General features: G+C 33.1%; 13 protein-coding genes. 6 read left to right on the top strand and 7 right to left on the bottom strand.

The window, feature by feature from the left end; translation table 11 throughout:
- The first annotated feature begins 459 nt into the window (after positions 1–459).
- The gene (locus P7F85_RS11480; RefSeq protein ID WP_002466434.1) at positions 460–948 is read left to right on the top strand and encodes a YSIRK-type signal peptide-containing protein; all 489 of its coding nucleotides are present in this window, start codon (positions 460–462) and stop codon (positions 946–948) included.
- A gap of 414 nt (positions 949–1,362) precedes the next feature.
- On the top strand, positions 1,363–6,687 hold the full coding sequence (locus P7F85_RS11475) for an Ig-like domain-containing protein (protein WP_447158546.1): 5,325 nt from the start codon (positions 1,363–1,365) through the stop codon (positions 6,685–6,687).
- A 112-nt stretch (positions 6,688–6,799) separates the two neighbouring features.
- On the opposite strand, the gene P7F85_RS11470 is transcribed toward P7F85_RS11475, so the two are convergent.
- Both P7F85_RS11470 and P7F85_RS11465 read right to left on the bottom strand, forming a co-directional pair.
- Complete coding sequence (locus tag P7F85_RS11470) at positions 6,800–7,159, bottom strand: DUF1304 domain-containing protein (RefSeq protein WP_002466883.1); 360 nt, start codon at positions 7,157–7,159, stop codon at positions 6,800–6,802.
- A gap of 139 nt (positions 7,160–7,298) precedes the next feature.
- A complete protein-coding gene (locus P7F85_RS11465) occupies positions 7,299–7,499 on the bottom strand; it encodes a cold-shock protein (protein ID WP_002450876.1) in 201 nt (66 codons plus the stop codon).
- A 715-nt stretch (positions 7,500–8,214) separates the two neighbouring features.
- On the opposite strand from P7F85_RS11465, the gene P7F85_RS11460 reads away from it, so the two are divergent.
- Together P7F85_RS11460 and P7F85_RS11455 are read left to right on the top strand one after the other, a co-directional pair.
- Positions 8,215–9,213 (top strand): LysM peptidoglycan-binding domain-containing protein, encoded by a 999-nt coding sequence (locus P7F85_RS11460; protein WP_002466875.1) that lies wholly within the window; start codon positions 8,215–8,217, stop codon positions 9,211–9,213.
- A 152-nt stretch (positions 9,214–9,365) separates the two neighbouring features.
- Positions 9,366–10,295 carry an NAD-dependent epimerase/dehydratase family protein gene (locus P7F85_RS11455; RefSeq protein ID WP_002466889.1) on the top strand — a complete coding sequence of 310 codons (930 nt, stop codon included), beginning with the start codon at positions 9,366–9,368 and terminating at the stop codon, positions 10,293–10,295.
- 46 nt (positions 10,296–10,341) lie between these two features.
- Here P7F85_RS11455 and P7F85_RS11450 read toward each other — a convergent pair whose 3' ends face one another.
- Together P7F85_RS11450 and P7F85_RS11445 are read right to left on the bottom strand one after the other, a co-directional pair.
- On the bottom strand, positions 10,342–11,838 hold the full coding sequence (locus P7F85_RS11450) for a glycosyltransferase (RefSeq protein WP_002466872.1): 1,497 nt from the start codon (positions 11,836–11,838) through the stop codon (positions 10,342–10,344).
- 291 nt (positions 11,839–12,129) lie between these two features.
- The gene (locus P7F85_RS11445; RefSeq protein ID WP_002451933.1) at positions 12,130–12,399 is read right to left on the bottom strand and encodes a hypothetical protein; all 270 of its coding nucleotides are present in this window, start codon (positions 12,397–12,399) and stop codon (positions 12,130–12,132) included.
- Positions 12,400–12,592: 193 nt separating this feature from the next.
- Between P7F85_RS11445 and P7F85_RS11440 the strand changes: the two genes are divergently transcribed.
- Both P7F85_RS11440 and P7F85_RS11435 read left to right on the top strand, forming a co-directional pair.
- A complete protein-coding gene (locus tag P7F85_RS11440) occupies positions 12,593–12,976 on the top strand; it encodes an NUDIX domain-containing protein (protein ID WP_002466888.1) in 384 nt (127 codons plus the stop codon).
- A gap of 14 nt (positions 12,977–12,990) precedes the next feature.
- Positions 12,991–13,455, top strand: coding sequence for a GNAT family N-acetyltransferase (locus P7F85_RS11435; RefSeq protein ID WP_002466876.1), 465 nt, complete (start codon positions 12,991–12,993; stop codon positions 13,453–13,455).
- A gap of 50 nt (positions 13,456–13,505) precedes the next feature.
- Here P7F85_RS11435 and P7F85_RS11430 read toward each other — a convergent pair whose 3' ends face one another.
- The 3 genes from P7F85_RS11430 to gltC all read right to left on the bottom strand — a co-directional run bounded on the left by P7F85_RS11430 (position 13,506) and on the right by gltC (position 16,395).
- Entirely contained in the window at positions 13,506–14,270 is a 765-nt protein-coding gene (locus P7F85_RS11430) for a YibE/F family protein (protein ID WP_002466886.1), read from the bottom strand.
- Positions 14,267–15,379, bottom strand: coding sequence for a YibE/F family protein (locus P7F85_RS11425; RefSeq protein WP_002466884.1), 1,113 nt, complete (start codon positions 15,377–15,379; stop codon positions 14,267–14,269). The genes P7F85_RS11430 and P7F85_RS11425 overlap by 4 nt, the downstream gene beginning before the upstream one ends.
- A 140-nt stretch (positions 15,380–15,519) precedes the next feature.
- On the bottom strand, positions 15,520–16,395 hold the full coding sequence (gltC, locus tag P7F85_RS11420) for a glutamate biosynthesis transcriptional regulator GltC (RefSeq protein ID WP_002466887.1): 876 nt from the start codon (positions 16,393–16,395) through the stop codon (positions 15,520–15,522).
- Positions 16,396–16,587: the final 192 nt, after the last annotated feature.

The raw sequence follows: 16,587 nt of genomic DNA, 5'->3' as shown, positions 1-16,587 counted from the left end.
TTGTGAGTTGATCGGTAAAGTGTACAAACAAAAAAATCATGGAATATTATATTAACGAATAATGATATTAAAAAATAAATATGAATATTCGGGTTTATCATTAATGAATTCGGTTAATATAAATATACGAAAGCGCAACTTTATTATTTTATACATGTAACATAATAAAATTAAATATTTTAAAATATGTATCGTTTATTAAATGAATGATCGAATTGAGTTGAGCTCCAAAGAATTTATCGGTAGATATTTTATTCGCATCAATTTGATGGAATTTACAATTTTATTTAAGATGAATAATAAATATTTTTTCGTTTTTAAGAGAAAATAATTCTATTCGTCTTTGAATATAAAGTAAGGTTATATATGGTTTTGCAACATTTGTAAAATTTCAATCAATTAAGTATTATATGTATATACAATGTTAAAGTTGTGCAAAATATATGAGGTGATTCATGAATGAAGAATAAACAAGGCTTTTTACCAAACAAATTAAACAAATATGCAATCAGAAAATTTACGGTAGGTACTGCATCGTTATTAATAGGTGCGACATTAGTATTTGGCGTAGGAAATGTAGCGAGAGCAGATGAATTAGATAATGCATCGTCACAAAATAACGACGGAAACAAAGATAAAAGTGAACCTGTCGATATAACCGAACTGACTAATACTAACGAAACAGCTAGTACAGAGGATCAAGCAACTGACAAAGCAACTACAAATGCGTCAGAAGAAGCTAGTAATGCTGATCAAACGACAGCAACGACTCAAGATACTAGTCAAACAGAAAAATCTAATGCGGAAGAGACACAAAGTACCGAACAAGCAAACACAGAAAAAGCTTCTTCAAATCAAACAACAAAAGACTCCTCTAATATAGAACAAGACACAATTAATAAAACAAATGATAAACCATCAACAACTGATAAGACAGCAACGACTTAAGATAAACAACCAACTAATAATAAGACAGTCAATACTAAAGAGAATCAAACTAATTCAGTTTCTCAAGATAAACAAACTTCAGATAAAACTTCTACAGATAAAACTCCAGTAAAAGCAACTTCTAACAAAACAACACCAACAACTGACAAAACTACTACGAAAAAAGTAACTGACAAAAAATCAGATAAAGAGACTACTCAAAAAGCAACTGACAAAACATCGACAGACAAAGCGACAACAAAATCAACAGATAAACCATCGGCTAATAAGAAAGCGATTTCTAACAAAAAGACGACGGCTCAACCAAAAGCAACAACTAAGAAATCAACTAAAGCTGAAACAACAGAACTATCTAAAAAATTAGCTCAATCTAAAAATAAAGAACAAGCTGTTCAATCATTCTTAAATGATCAAGTGTCTAAAACAGAAGCGAAAGAAATTTTAAATAATACAGATGTTGATTTCAATAAAGCAACTGATGAAGAAATTAATCAAGCCGTTTTACAAGCAGCCTTAACTGAAATGGCAAACAAACAGAAGAGTACAGAAACATTAGCTACACCACCTAGAACTAGAACGTTTATGCGTGCAATGGCTACACCTAGAATGTTGGCAGCAGCTGTTACGAATACAGATCAAAATGTTCAAAAATCTTTAGCAACATCAGATAACTATACATTTGCGTCATTAGTTTTTGACCCGGAGGCTTTAGATTCAGATGCTGTTAAAAATAGTACATCAATTCCATTTAATATTGATGCTTATATGTCGGGTGCTAACTTAGGAACAAGATATAAAATCGACTTAAACTTAGACTCTAAAATTGCTGATCATGTAACGAAAATATCAGTTAACCCAGCTGGAAGTAATACGCCGGTTCAATTTACAAGATTAAAAAACGATGACGGTACACCTTCTAATATTTGGGAAGTCAATTATATTAGAGCTAGCGGTGGATTATTTGGTGGTGCAGAAATTTTAGCATCTAAAACTGCATCAGGCGGTAAAATTGAATTAGATGATACTGTAGGAAATATTTTAAATAATGCTGGAGATTTATCTAATAATAAATTAAATTATCAAATTTATGTTCGAGATTCTTCTAATAATACAATTATTCGTACGTCTGAAAGTAGTGGTTACTTCCTTACAGATGCTGATAAAGATTTAGTTTCTTTAAACAACAATAAATCAACAGCAAACGCAAATGATTTTAAAGCAAGTAGTGGTACAGCTAGTTTAGACACTAAAGTAGGCAATAATGGCGCAATTATCGTTGACCAACAAGTTATCAAAGATGGTATCTTCGGATATGGTGGCGCTCAAAATAAACAATGGAGTTATAATTACCAAATTGATAAAGATTTAATTCCATTTATTCAAAGTGTTGAATTAGATAAATATGATTATGATGGATTAAAAGGTTTTGATAAAACTTATAATGCTGCTAACAAAGTGGCAGATTTATCTATCGATGCCAACGGTAATGGTACGATTACAGCAAGTGATTTAAATAAATTAATCGAATTTAATAATGGTTTACCTGAAACAGTAGGTATGAGAATCGTTATTAAATTAAATCAAAGTCCAAATAATATTTTAACTAAAGATGCACAATATGATGCCAAAGGTAATTTAATTAGTTCTACAACTGACCAAGTTGAAGACTTTACATTTGCTGGATACCTTACTGATAATGCTGGTAAATTAATTAATAATACATTAGGTACATCTTCATTAGAATTACAAGACTATGATAAAGATGGCTTATTAGATCGATATGAAAGAGAAGTATCATTAACTGATCCAAATAATGCAGATACAGATGGCGATACTAAAAATGATGGAGACGAAGTGAAAACATATCATACGTCACCATTAGTAGGTCAGCCGAATGCTGCAGATATTACGATTAATGACACTAAAGTTAGTGGTTCAGTAACGTTAAAACCAAATGCAGGTACACAAACTGCCAAAGTTATTAATTCAACAGGTCAAGTTATTGGTACGTCTACTGTTAATAGTGATGGTACATTTACTGTAACGATTCCAAAATCAGTTGCTGGTCAATACACAATTGCTATTGATGCACCAAATTATGATAATGATGAAACAAATACATTTAATATTGTAGATAATACTATTGTTCCAGCACCATTAGTGGATCCTGTCGATGATAACGACACGACTATTGGCGTACATGGTACTGCTGGTTCAACAGTGACAGTAAAAGATAGTAATAACAATGTCATTGGTACAGTTACATTAGGTGCAAACAGTACAACTGGTACGTTAACATTATCAAAACCTTTAGCTGCTGGAACTCAATTAACATCAACTGCAACTAAAAATGGTAAAACAAGTGCGGTTTCACCAACAGTAACAGTAACAGATGCAACAGCACCAGATGCGCCAGTGATTAACCCGGTAACAAGTGATGATACAACGGTTACAGGTAAAGCGGAACCAGGTTCAACGGTAACAGTGACGTTCCCAGATGGCACGAAAGCTAGTGGCACAACAGATGCGGACGGTAACTATGTGATTAATATTCCTGCTAACGAAGATCTAAAAGGTGGCGAAACATTACCAGTTACTGCAACAGATAAAGATGGTAACGAATCAGAACCAGCAACAACAGTAGTGACAGATACAACAGCACCATCTGTACCGACAATCAATCCAGTAACAAGTGATGATACACAAATCACAGGTAAAGCAGAGCCAGGCTCAACAGTAACAGTGACATTCCCAGATGGCACAAAAGCAACTGGTAAAACAGATGCAGATGGCAATTATGTGATTAATATTCCTGCAAACGAAGATCTAAAAGGCGGAGAAACATTACCAGTAACAGCTACAGATAAAGACGGTAATGAATCACAACCGTCAACAACAGTAGTGACAGACACAACAGCACCATCTGTACCAACAGTGAACCCAGTGACAAGTGATGATACACAAATTACAGGTAAAGCGGAACCAGGTTCAACGGTAACAGTAACGTTCCCAGATGGCACAAAAGCAACTGGTACAACTGATGCAGATGGCAATTACGTGATTGATATCCCAGCTAATGAAGACTTAAAAGGTGGAGAGACATTACCAGTGACGTCTACAGATAAAGATGGCAATCAATCAGAACCAGCATCAACAGTAGTGACAGATACAACAGCACCATCTGTACCGACTGTTAATCCAGTAACAAGCAATGATAAGACGATTACAGGTAAAGCAGAACCAGGCTCAACAGTAACAGTGACGTTCCCAGATGGAAGTACTTCTACTGGCAAAGCTGATCAAGATGGCAACTATGTGATTGATATTCCAGCTAACGAAGATCTAAAAGGCGGAGAAACATTACCAGTAACGTCTACTGATAAAGATGGTAATACGTCAGAACCAGCAACAACAGTAGTGACAGATACAACAGCACCAGAAGCGCCAACAGTTAACCCAGTAACAAGTGATGATACACAAATCACAGGTAAAGCAGAGCCAAACTCAACAGTGACAGTAACATTCCCAGATGGCACAACAGCTAGTGGTACAACTGATGCAGATGGCAATTACGTGATTGATATCCCAGCTAATGAAGACCTAAAAGGTGGCGAAACATTACCAGTAACTGCAACAGATAAAGATGGTAATACATCAGATAAGACAACAACAGTAGTAACAGACACAACAGCACCAACTGTACCGACAATCAATCCGGTAACAAGTGAAGACAAAACAATTACAGGTAAAGCGGAACCAGGTTCAACAGTAACAGTGACGTTCCCAGATGGCACAACGGCAACAGGTAAAACAGATGAAAACGGCAATTATGTCATCGATATTCCTGCCAACGAAGATCTAAAAGGTGGCGAAACATTACCAGTAACTGCAACAGATAAAGACGGTAATGAATCACAACCAACAACAACAGTAGTAACGGACACAACAGCACCGTCTGTACCGACAATCAACCCAGTAACAAGTGATGATACACAAATCACAGGTAAAGCAGAGCCAAACTCAACAGTGACGGTAACATTCCCAGATGGCACAACAGCGACTGGTAAAACAGATGAAAACGGTAACTATGTGATCGATATTCCATCTAATGAAGACCTAAAAGGTGGCGAAACATTACCAGTCACAGCGACTGACAAAGATGGCAATACGTCAGAACCAGCAACAACAGTAGTGACAGACACAACAGCGCCAACTGTACCGACAATCAATCCGGTAACAAGTGAAGATAAAACAATCACAGGTAAAGCGGAACCAGGCTCAACAGTAACAGTGACGTTCCCAGATGGTACAACGGCAACTGGCACAACAGATAATAATGGTAATTATGTCATCAATATTCCAACTAATGAAGACTTAAAAGGTGGAGAAACATTACCAGTAACGTCTACTGATAAAGATGGTAATACGTCAGAACCAGCATCAACAGTAGTAACAGACACAACAGCACCATCTGTACCAACTGTTAATCCGGTAACAAGTGATGATACACAAATCACAGGTAAAGCAGAACCAGGCTCAACAGTAACGGTAACATTCCCAGATGGCACAACAGCTACTGGTACAGCTGATCAAGATGGTAATTATGTGATTGACATTCCATCTAACGAAGACTTAAAAGGTGGAGAAACATTACCAGTAACGTCTACTGATAAAGATGGTAATCAATCAGAGCCAGCAAAAACAGTAGTGACAGACACAACAGCACCATCTGTACCTACAATCAATCCGGTAACAAGTGAAGATACACAAATTACAGGTAAAGCAGAGCCAGGCTCAACAGTGACAGTAACATTCCCAGATGGCACAACGGCAACAGGTAAAACAGATGAAAACGGTAACTATGTGATCGATATTCCATCTAACGAAGATCTAAAAGGCGGAGAAACATTACCAGTCACAGCGACTGACAAAGATGGCAATACGTCAGAACCAGCAACAACAGTAGTAACAGACACAACAGCACCAGAAGCGCCAACTGTTAATCCAGTTCATAAGGGAGATAAAACAATCACAGGTAAAGCGGAACCAGGCTCAACAGTGACAATAACATTCCCAGATGGTACAACAGCAACAGGTAAAACAGATGAAAACGGTAACTATGTGATTGACATCCCAGCTGGAGAAAATTTAAAAGGTGGAGATCATATTGGCGTTACAGCAACAGATGCTAATGGAAATACGTCTCCATCTACTGATGGAACAGTGATTGATGATGGTAAACCTGTAGATCCAAGTCAACCGACAGACCCAACAGACCCAGGTAAACCAACGGATCCAAGTCACCCAACAGACCCAACAGACCCAGGTAAACCAACGGATCCAAGTCACCCAACAGACCCAACAAATCCAGGTGAACCAACGGATCCAAGTCAACCGACAGAGCCAACAAATCCAGGTGAACCAACGGATCCAAGTCAACCGACAGAGCCAACAAATCCAGGTGAAGTAACAGAACCAGGTCAACCAACAGAACAACCAACACAAGGTCATGTATCTGGAAATAATGTAACTTCAAATGGTACTGTACAACAAAGTAACCATGAGACAGCATCAACAAATAAAGGTAACAATCATGAAAAAGATCAAAGTGAATTACCTGAAACTGGACAAGATGGTGTAAATAAGGGAACATTATTCGGTACATTATTAGCTGGATTAGGAGCGTTATTCTTATTCTTCAAACGTCGTAGAGAAGATGAAGAGGAAGAGGAAAAATAAAGAGTAAGTCAAAAGAACAAATATATATAATAAAGGCCCATTCCAATATACTGGAATGGGTCATTTTTTATAAAAAAAACCGTTAAATCGAATATCGACTTAACGGAATGGATTAAAATAATAATGATAAAAGTGCAAGTATTGGTAAAAGCCCTTGTTTAATGATGATGGCTTTTTGACTTGTTAGCGCACCATATATAGCAACAATAATCATATATATAAGAAGACATGTAGTCATTTCTTTAGGATGATTACTCAAAAAATAGGCATAGAGAATGAAGATACCAAGTAAACCATTGTAAAGCCCTTGATTCTTCATTAAAGTATTTAGATTTTTATCTTTTAATGCAGAAGTGCTCATTTTAAAAGTTTGACTCGTTTTGTTAGATGTGGTTAGTAATGTTTGTAACACCATGATTAATAAGAATTCTATTGCCACAAGTATTATTAAAATAGAAGTGAGTATACTCAATTTAAATCATTCCTTTTTCTTTATATTTATAATCAAATAGTAATGTAAATACATATTCATTACAATACAATATAATTAGATAAAAAAAGTAATTTTAGGCATAAAAAAAGCAACCATGACGGTTGCTTTGAAAATGTTATTACATTTTTACGACATTAGCTGCTTGTTCTCCACGATCGCCTTCAACGATGTCGAATTCAACTTTTTGTCCTTCTTCTAATGATTTGTATCCTTCTTCAGCGATTGCTGAGAAATGTACGAATACGTCGCTTCCATCTTCTCTTTCGATGAAACCAAAACCTTTTTCTGAATTAAACCATTTAACTGTACCGTTATTCATATAGAATACCTCCGCGTGCTTTTGCACTAAATATTTGTAACAAATTTCATTAAATCAAAAGAGTATATTCTAAACAAATAAACTTCAATCAAATTCACGACCTTTTATTACGTTAGATTAACTATACACCCTAAAACACAATAAGTAAAGGAAGAATAATTATGATTAAGTAATTATTTATATAATACAATATTTAAAAATAGCTATAAAGACTGTTATGACAGAGTATTATAAAGTTTTAGCCATTCAATATTAGCATAAAATAAATTTTGGTTTTAGTAGTATTAACTTGATAAAACATAGGTGCTAAAAGATTTGGAATAGTCTATATGATTGCTAATCACACTTTAAACATTCATTTTATAAATTAGATTGCAATTATTATTGGTTTAATGAAGGTTCTAGGAATACTCCGGAATAATATGTTGATGATTCAAAATTAGGGTTGAGAGATATCAAGATTAGTACTTCTAAATAAAAATAGAAGCTAAAATTATTTATAAATTGATGTTTTTTGCAAATATTAAAAATGAAAAGAAAATATCACATATATATAGTAGAGATGGTTTATATGTATGAATCAATTCGATAAAAATATTATATTTGTAATCATAATGTCATGAAATACAAACACCATATACATATTAAGGGAGTATAATACATATTGTATAAAAAATCCGAGAAATAAATAGAGTATTTGAGGAGGAATAAGTAATTGAATAAAAAAATTATTGCTGCAATCGTTGGGACAAGTGCAGTGAGTGCTATTGCAGCAACACAAGCAGACGCAGCAACGACACACACAGTAAAAAGTGGCGAATCTCTTTGGTCTATATCTAGTAAATATGGAATATCTATTTCGAAATTAAAATCTTTGAATAATTTATCTTCTAATATAATATTTCCAAACCAAGTATTAAAGGTATCAGGTTCAACTAGTACTAGTAAACCAACTAGTTCATCATCTACAGGAACGAGTTCATCTACATATACAGTAAAAGCAGGGGACTCAGTATCATCAATAGCTGCTAAATATGGCATGAGTTATCAAAAATTAATGAAATTAAATGGTTTAAATAGCTTTTTAATTCATCCAGGCCAAAAATTAAAAGTATCAGGTACAGTTAGTACTAGTAAACCAAGTAGTTCGGCATCAACTACAGGAAGCTCATCAACATATACTGTACAAGCGGGAGATTCTTTATCATCAATAGCTGCTAAATATGGTACAACTTATCAAAAAATTATGAGCCTAAATGGATTATCTAATTTCTTTATTTATCCAGGGCAAAAATTAAAGGTGTCAGGTACTGCTTCTACATCAAACAGTAGTTCAAATACAGCTAACTCAAGTAATAATGGTTACAATACACCAGTATTTAATCACCAAAACTTATATACATGGGGACAATGTACATATCATGTATTCAACCGTCGTGCTCAAATTGGAAAAGGCATTAGCACATATTGGTGGAATGCAAACAATTGGGATAACGCAGCAGCAGCTGATGGTTACACAATTGATGGTAAACCAACAGTAGGTTCAATCGCGCAAAGTGATTCAGGATACTATGGCCATGTCGCTTTTGTAGAGCGAGTTAATAGTGATGGTAGTATTTTAGTTTCAGAAATGAACTGGGCAGCGTCACCAGGTATTGTGACATATAGAACAATTCCTTCATATCAAGTGAATACATATAGATATATTCATTAATATCATCTTATATGAACACAGAACTACTGATTAAGTTTAATTACTTTTTCGGTAGTTTTTTTATTGATCAAGCAATCATTATTATATTTTAGAAGATAATCACACAGTAATTACATGGTTTATACCGTGCAGGCACCTAGGAGGACAACAACATGAAAGCACTAATTACGGGTGGGGCGGGTTTTATCGGTTCACACATAGCACAAAAATGTATTCAAAATAATATTGAAGTACATGTAATTGATAATTTATCAACTGGTCGTATAGAAAATATACCATTTGTTAAAAAAGAGTATTTCTATCAAGAAGATATCAATAATTTGAAATTTGTCTCGGACTTAATTAAAAAAGAAAGATTTGATTATGTCATTCATTTAGCAGCTATGGTGAGCGTCGTGGAAACAGTTCAACAACCGGGACGATCTAACCAAGTGAATATCGATGCTACGTTGAATATTTTAGAAACACTCAGGTTACAGCATTCTAATATAAAAAAATTCTTGTTTGCATCATCTGCAGCCGTTTACGGACAATTAGAAGGATTGCCTAAAGCAATTCATTCACGTATTGATCCAAGGTCTCCATATGCAGTACAAAAATATGCTGGAGAAAGTTACGCTAAAATTTATCATCAATTGTACCATTTACCTACCGTTTCACTAAGGTTTTTCAATGTATATGGTCCAAGACAAAATCCATATTCTGATTATTCAGGGGTCATTTCAATTCTTAATCACAAATTTAATCATAAAGAAACATTCACGTTTTATGGAGATGGTTTGCAAACGCGCGATTTTATTTATATTGATGATTTAGTTGAAGCATGTTGGTTAGTATTGCACAATGACAACGTTAATGGCAATGTTTATAATTTAGGAACTGGGAAACAAACGACTTTAAAGCAGATGGTCAACATATTTGAACAGCATTTTAATTATAGTATTCCATACGTTTATGATGAGGAAAGAGTTGGAGATATTAAACATTCATATGCAGATATTTCACCAATTCAAAGTTTAGGATTTAGCCCTCAATATTCTGTTGAAAAAGGAATCCAATCTTATTTAGAATATCAATCATAAAATATCCTCCTTACTTTGTCTTAATAACAAAGTAAGGAGGATATTTTTAAATTGCCTTTAACTCTTCGAGTAATTGCTTATAATGTTTAACAGCTGTTGAGTAATATAGTTTTTCATTATTTTCAACATTAGTGAGAGGTTGTTCGATGATTTGAGTCATATAGTTGGCTAATTGATTAATATTATTTGCTTCAACTAAGTAACCGTTTTTAGCATGATCGATAATTTCATTAGGGCCATACCTAACGTCATATGAAATAACAGGACATCCCATAGAAATACTTTCCATAATTGTGAGTCCAAATCCTTCATAGCTACTTGTTAATAATGATGCTTTTGATTTTTTAAATTCGGCTAATGGACTAGAAGTATATTTATGAATGCTAACTTGATTATTTAAATGATTTGCGTCGATAATGTCTTGCATCATAGCTTTTTGGTTATCTTCATCTCTGCCATATAATGCCAATTTTGTCTGATGACCACTTTTTAAAAATTCTATATACGCTTTTAATAGATGATCTAATTGTTTTTCTTTGCTGAATCTACCTATAAATACAAAACGATCTTCAACATTTTCATTATCAACAGATTTGTTGGTTTCAATAAAGTGAGGAATAACTGCAAATTGCTTATCTGGTATAGGATACATGTCTTGAATATCCACTTTTTGTTGTTGAGTTAAGACTATAAACTTTTCAACATGTTCTTTATGTTCAAATGCATATTTGAAAGATTTTTTTATTTGAGTACCAGATAAATGAGAACTATGCAATACTAGTATATTGCGAGTTTGATGTGATTGTGCCAGTAATGGATCGTCTAAGAGTCTTGCATCACTGAAAACAATGTCTCCATCTTTGAATTTATGTTCGAAATAGTATTGTGCGAATGCTTTATCATTGGAGAAAGTTTGATATACATTGCCATCTTTTAAAAGTTTAACTAAATTGACGCTATTTTTTTTATTGTCTTTAAAATGACGTTCGCAGTACATTTCACCATTTGGATAATACATCATTTCTTGGCTTTTCTTTGTAGAATTTTCAAAATAATAAATAATTCTATGCAAATAGCCATATGAATTATATTCACTTCGTTTTGTCTTCAAACCAGTTTCAGGAGAAATGATATCTTCGTAATGTACGATTGAATTATTATTGAAATATTTTCTATAACGCACTAATTGATTATCTTGATAATAATGTATCTCGTGATTTTGAGTATTCTTTTTAGCTTTAAGCCCAGAAATACGTTTTGGTATTTTATTGTATTTTGGTTTATTAAAGACTTTTGTTTTGGGAACGTCATAAATTTTATAATTTGTTAACCATTCATAAATGTTTTCGAATTCTATGTTTTTAGTGACTTTATGATCTTCTAAAAATGTTTGATAAATATTTGGGTAGTTTCTATTATAATTTGTCGTCAAAATTTTAGTGGGTATATTAAATTCTTCATCTATCAATTTAATTCTTCTTAATAAAGCTTGGGTTCTACCGCCATGTGAGGGAGGTAAGGTAGATGTAATCGTGTAAATCATTTGGTAAACTCCTTTCAGTAATACCGCATCGATTCGTTAATTTATACTTTGTGAAATATGAAACATAATAACTTTGAATTATTGTCATGTTAATGTCTATGAATAAGAATTACAAATATTTTGATATTTAAAATTTTGAAGAACGGAAGAGTTCATTTTTTAAAATAAAAACATTATATGAAATAATCAGTGATTTTTAGCATCGTAAGTTAAGGATAAAAGTAAAAAACAAAAGTCTGAATCCTCACATGAGAACTCAGACTAAAACTATCTTATCTATATATCATATTTTTAGTATTCATTTTTAACTTTTCTAAAGCTTGTAAATAAACGTGCTCCATTAATAGCGAATGATACTAATGCACCTAATTTACGGAATTTATAAGGAGATTTAATAGATACATAAAAATCTAATAATGTACCTAATGTACTTAGGCCCAATGATAGGTATACGAGTTGCTTATTTTTAGCATCATATTTAATACCATTATAGCCATCAACAATAAATCCTGCGATTCCGAATAAATTTGATAAGCGTGTTGCGCTTGATTTTTTTGCCATGATTTTACCTCCAATGCGTTTGGGTATTATTTTTATCCCAATTCAAACGTAGTTATTAATATTGATTACCCATATTTTATTGATTATACACTAAAATAGATAAAATAATGTAGATAAAGATTTTGCGAAATTATGATAACATAAAACTAAATATATTTTGATTATAGAAGTATCTGCCGAAAGGAGTTAGGTTATGATTAAATGTGTTTGCTTAGTAGAAGAAACAGAGGACCAAATATTACTTGTACAAGTACGTCATCGTGAAAAGTATTATTTCCCGGGTGGTAAAATTGATGAAGGAGAAACACAATTACAAGCTTTAAAAAGAGAGCTAAAAGAAGAATTAAAGCTAGAACTTTCAGATGAAGAATTGTCTTATATAGGGACAGTCGTTGGAAAAGCATATCCTCAAGAAAATATGTTAACAGAGTTAAATGGCTATCGAGCAACCGTACCAATTTATTGGGATAATATACATACGGATAATGAAATTACTGATATTAAATGGTTTGATAAAAATGATTCAGTATATATTGCACCGGCTGTCTTAACTTGGATAAAAGAAATATCAGGTTAATCAAAGGAGATAATATGGAAATTAAAATATATCACCCACAATTTTTGGAAGCTATTCAATCAATACAACTATCTGAAGAAGATGCGCGCTATACAAAAACACCGTTGGAAAACTTGGAATCCGCAAAAGCGAATGAAAATAGACATCCAACATTTGTTATGGAAGGGGGAAAGTGTGTCGCGTTCTTCACTTTACATGAAGGAGATGGACCAGCACCATATTCTACTAATCCAAAAGCGATTTTCTTTAGATCATTTACTGTTGATGCACGATACAGGGGCAAAGGTGTAGGGAAACGTGTCATCCATCAACTGAGTACTTATATAAAGGATACATATCCACATATTAATGAAATTCTATTGACTGTTAACATCGATAATCCAAGAGCTATCCATTTGTATGAACAAGCTGGATACCTCCATATAGGTAAGTCTACGATGATAGGGAAGCCTGTATATGTAATGTCATATCCATTATAAAAAGCAGCACGTAGGAAGTTGGTAGTATGCTTCCTATATGCTGCTTCATTTTATTTGAGAACAGTTGATTTTCTTTTGATTAAAAACGCAGTGACCCAAGCTGTGATTGGGATGCTAATAGCGACAGCAATACCTCCAAATAGAATTGAAATAAATTCTTGGGCAAAGATTTTCGAATTGATAATATGGCCAAAAGAATAATTTAATTTGAAGAACCAAAAGAATAATGTCAATTGACCACCGAAATAAGCCAAATATATATTGTTTGCAGATGTTGCAAGAATTTCTCTACCTACACGCATACCTGATTGAAATAATTGATGTTGACTTAAATTTGGGTTGGTATCATTTAATTCATACATTGGTGAACTGATGGTGATAGCTAAATCAATGACGGCAGCGATAACAGCAAGAACAATAGTAAATATCATGAATTGAACCATATCGATACCGATATTCATTGAGTATACATATGTTTCATCTTGTTGTTCTGTCGCGAAGCCTTGTAAATGACCTCCGTTCACCGAAATATATATAGCTAGAATTAATATAAGTGTTGTTATAACTGTTCCTATAAATGCGGCTTGCGTTTTAACATCATAACCATTTAATACGAAAAGATTACAAGCTGCGACAACGATACAGAATATAATAGTTGTAATATATATCGGTACACCAAAAATAATCATTAAAATACTAATGACTAAAATGATGAAGTTTAAAAATAATGTCGCAAATGACACGAGCCCTTTTTTACCTCCAAAAATAATCATTAGCACTAGTAATATCATGCCTAATATTGTTATTGCACTCATCGATTTTCACCTCGCATTTTAAGCCATAATTCCATTAAAACGATAGTGATAGGGATAGTTAAAACAATTCCGATACCACCTATCAATGCTCGAGCAACTTCTAATGACCAATTCATGGAAATGGTATAAGTGATGGTGTTGGCATTTTTTAAATATATGAGAAACATAGGTAAGCTACCAGATAAATATGAGAATAATAAGATGTTTGTCATCGTCCCCATAATATCTTGGCCGATATGTCTACCTGCTAATGCCCATCTTCTCATGCTAATTTGAGGTGTTCGTTGCAATATTTCGTTCATCCCACTTGCGATAGTGATGGCTACATCCATAACAGCACCAAGTGACCCAATTAATACCGAAGCTAAAAACACATCTTTTGGGGGTAGGGTTAAAAAACTCATTGTTTCATATTTAATACCATTGCCATGAGTGAAGCGTATAACTAACTCAGCGATACCTATACAAAGGAACGTACCAACAAGTGTAGATACAATGGTAATCAATGTTCTTATTCGCCAACCTGTAACAAGTAATAGAGTCAATGTCGTTGAAACAATCATTGCCATCACCATCAATGCAAATAAACTCGTATTTGTCATTTGATTATGAATATAAATAGCGCCTAAAACTGCGATTGAATTCAAGACGAGTGAAAGTATAGATTGTAAGCCTACTTGTCTACCAACAATTAATATCGTGATGAAGAAAACGCCTGTAATAAGAACGATTAAAACATCGCGTTTTTTCTCAATGATATCAGCGTCGCTTGGCTTTTTAGAAATATGTAATAGAACTTTATCGTTTTTAGTAAAACGTTCTGAATCAGCTTGTGATTTAACAAATTCGTTAGTAATTGTTGTTGATTTACCTTCAAATTTACCGTTTAAAATCTTCACGGTAAGTTGGTCTTTGTATTTGATATCCTTATTATGTTGATCGTCAGTTACATGTTGTGTGCTCAATCTTTGAACATCTGTTATTTTACCGATAGGCATTTGATAACATTTTTCATTAAAAAAAGTGAATATAAATAAACCTAAAAATATGAAGACAAATGCCATAAGGATCCAATAAAATTTATTTTTGAAAAAAGTATTGAATTGCATTCAATAAACCTCAATTCTTCTGTGAAATAATAGAATGATTATACGCTTATTTAATTTAGATTTCAAAAATAAACAGAAGCGGTCCTTTTAATTACCGTTATTCATATCATTGACCTAATTGTTTACCACTGAATTTATATTTAATGGTACGTAGATGTTTTATTAAACAATACTTGTATTGTATGTAAAGCAACAGGTAAATCAGGTTTATGATTTTCCTTTTTAGAAATTACACAAATTGTACGTTTTATATCAGTATGGCTAAGAGGTATTTTAATCCACTCATGTGAATGACTATCTAACGAAACATTTTGAGGTGTAATCAAAACACCTCTTTCCTTTTTTAAAAGATATTGAGCCAATTGTTTATCTGATATCGTACGTATGTCGGTAGGCAATTTTTCTTTAATTGAGTTTGGTAACACTGTTAGACAAAAGACATTTTGCAAATGCAGTTGAGATAAATGGGGTTGCAGTGTTAAGGCGATAGGGTCTCTCTTGTTCGTATATAAATGATAATGTTCCTCGAATAAGGTTGTCATATTTAATTCAGAGTGTTGTTTAATTTCATCAGTCAGTTCAATGATACCTATATCTATTTCTCCTTTAATTACATCATCTAATATTTCATTGTCTTGACTCAAATTAGGGACAACTTGACTCTCTGATTGTTCTTCAAAAATTTGAATGAGGCGGCCTAATTTATGAGAGGCTTCACTATCACTATAGGATAAAAAGATATTCTGATTACTTAATGTCTGTTGATGTTGAAATAATTGTACCGTTTGGTCTAATTGATCCAATATTTTAGTGGCTTCAGTTAATAGTTGTTTGCCTTCAGATGTTAATAAGATATTCCGACCTTGCCTTTTAAACAAGGTCACATTTAATTCCTTTTCTAATTGAGTCATTTGACGACTTATGGCGGATTGGGCGATATTTAATTCTAATGCAGCTTCAGAAATATGCTCTCGTTTTGCTACTTCTACAAAATATTTAAGTTGTTTAATCTCCATCATTTCAATCCTCACTTTTAGCTTACTCTATGTCTATCTAACATTACTTTTAACACTTATTATAACAGTTTATTCGTCAATTGTTCTAATTTTTAGATAAATATCATCTAATTTATATATTGAACAGATGAAACAATTACATTATATTAATGATTACTATATATTAATTGTCAGAAAATTCTAAAAGGGAGT

This window comes from Staphylococcus sp. aM, assembly GCF_052975125.1.
This window is presented reverse-complemented; position numbering and strand designations above follow the sequence as displayed.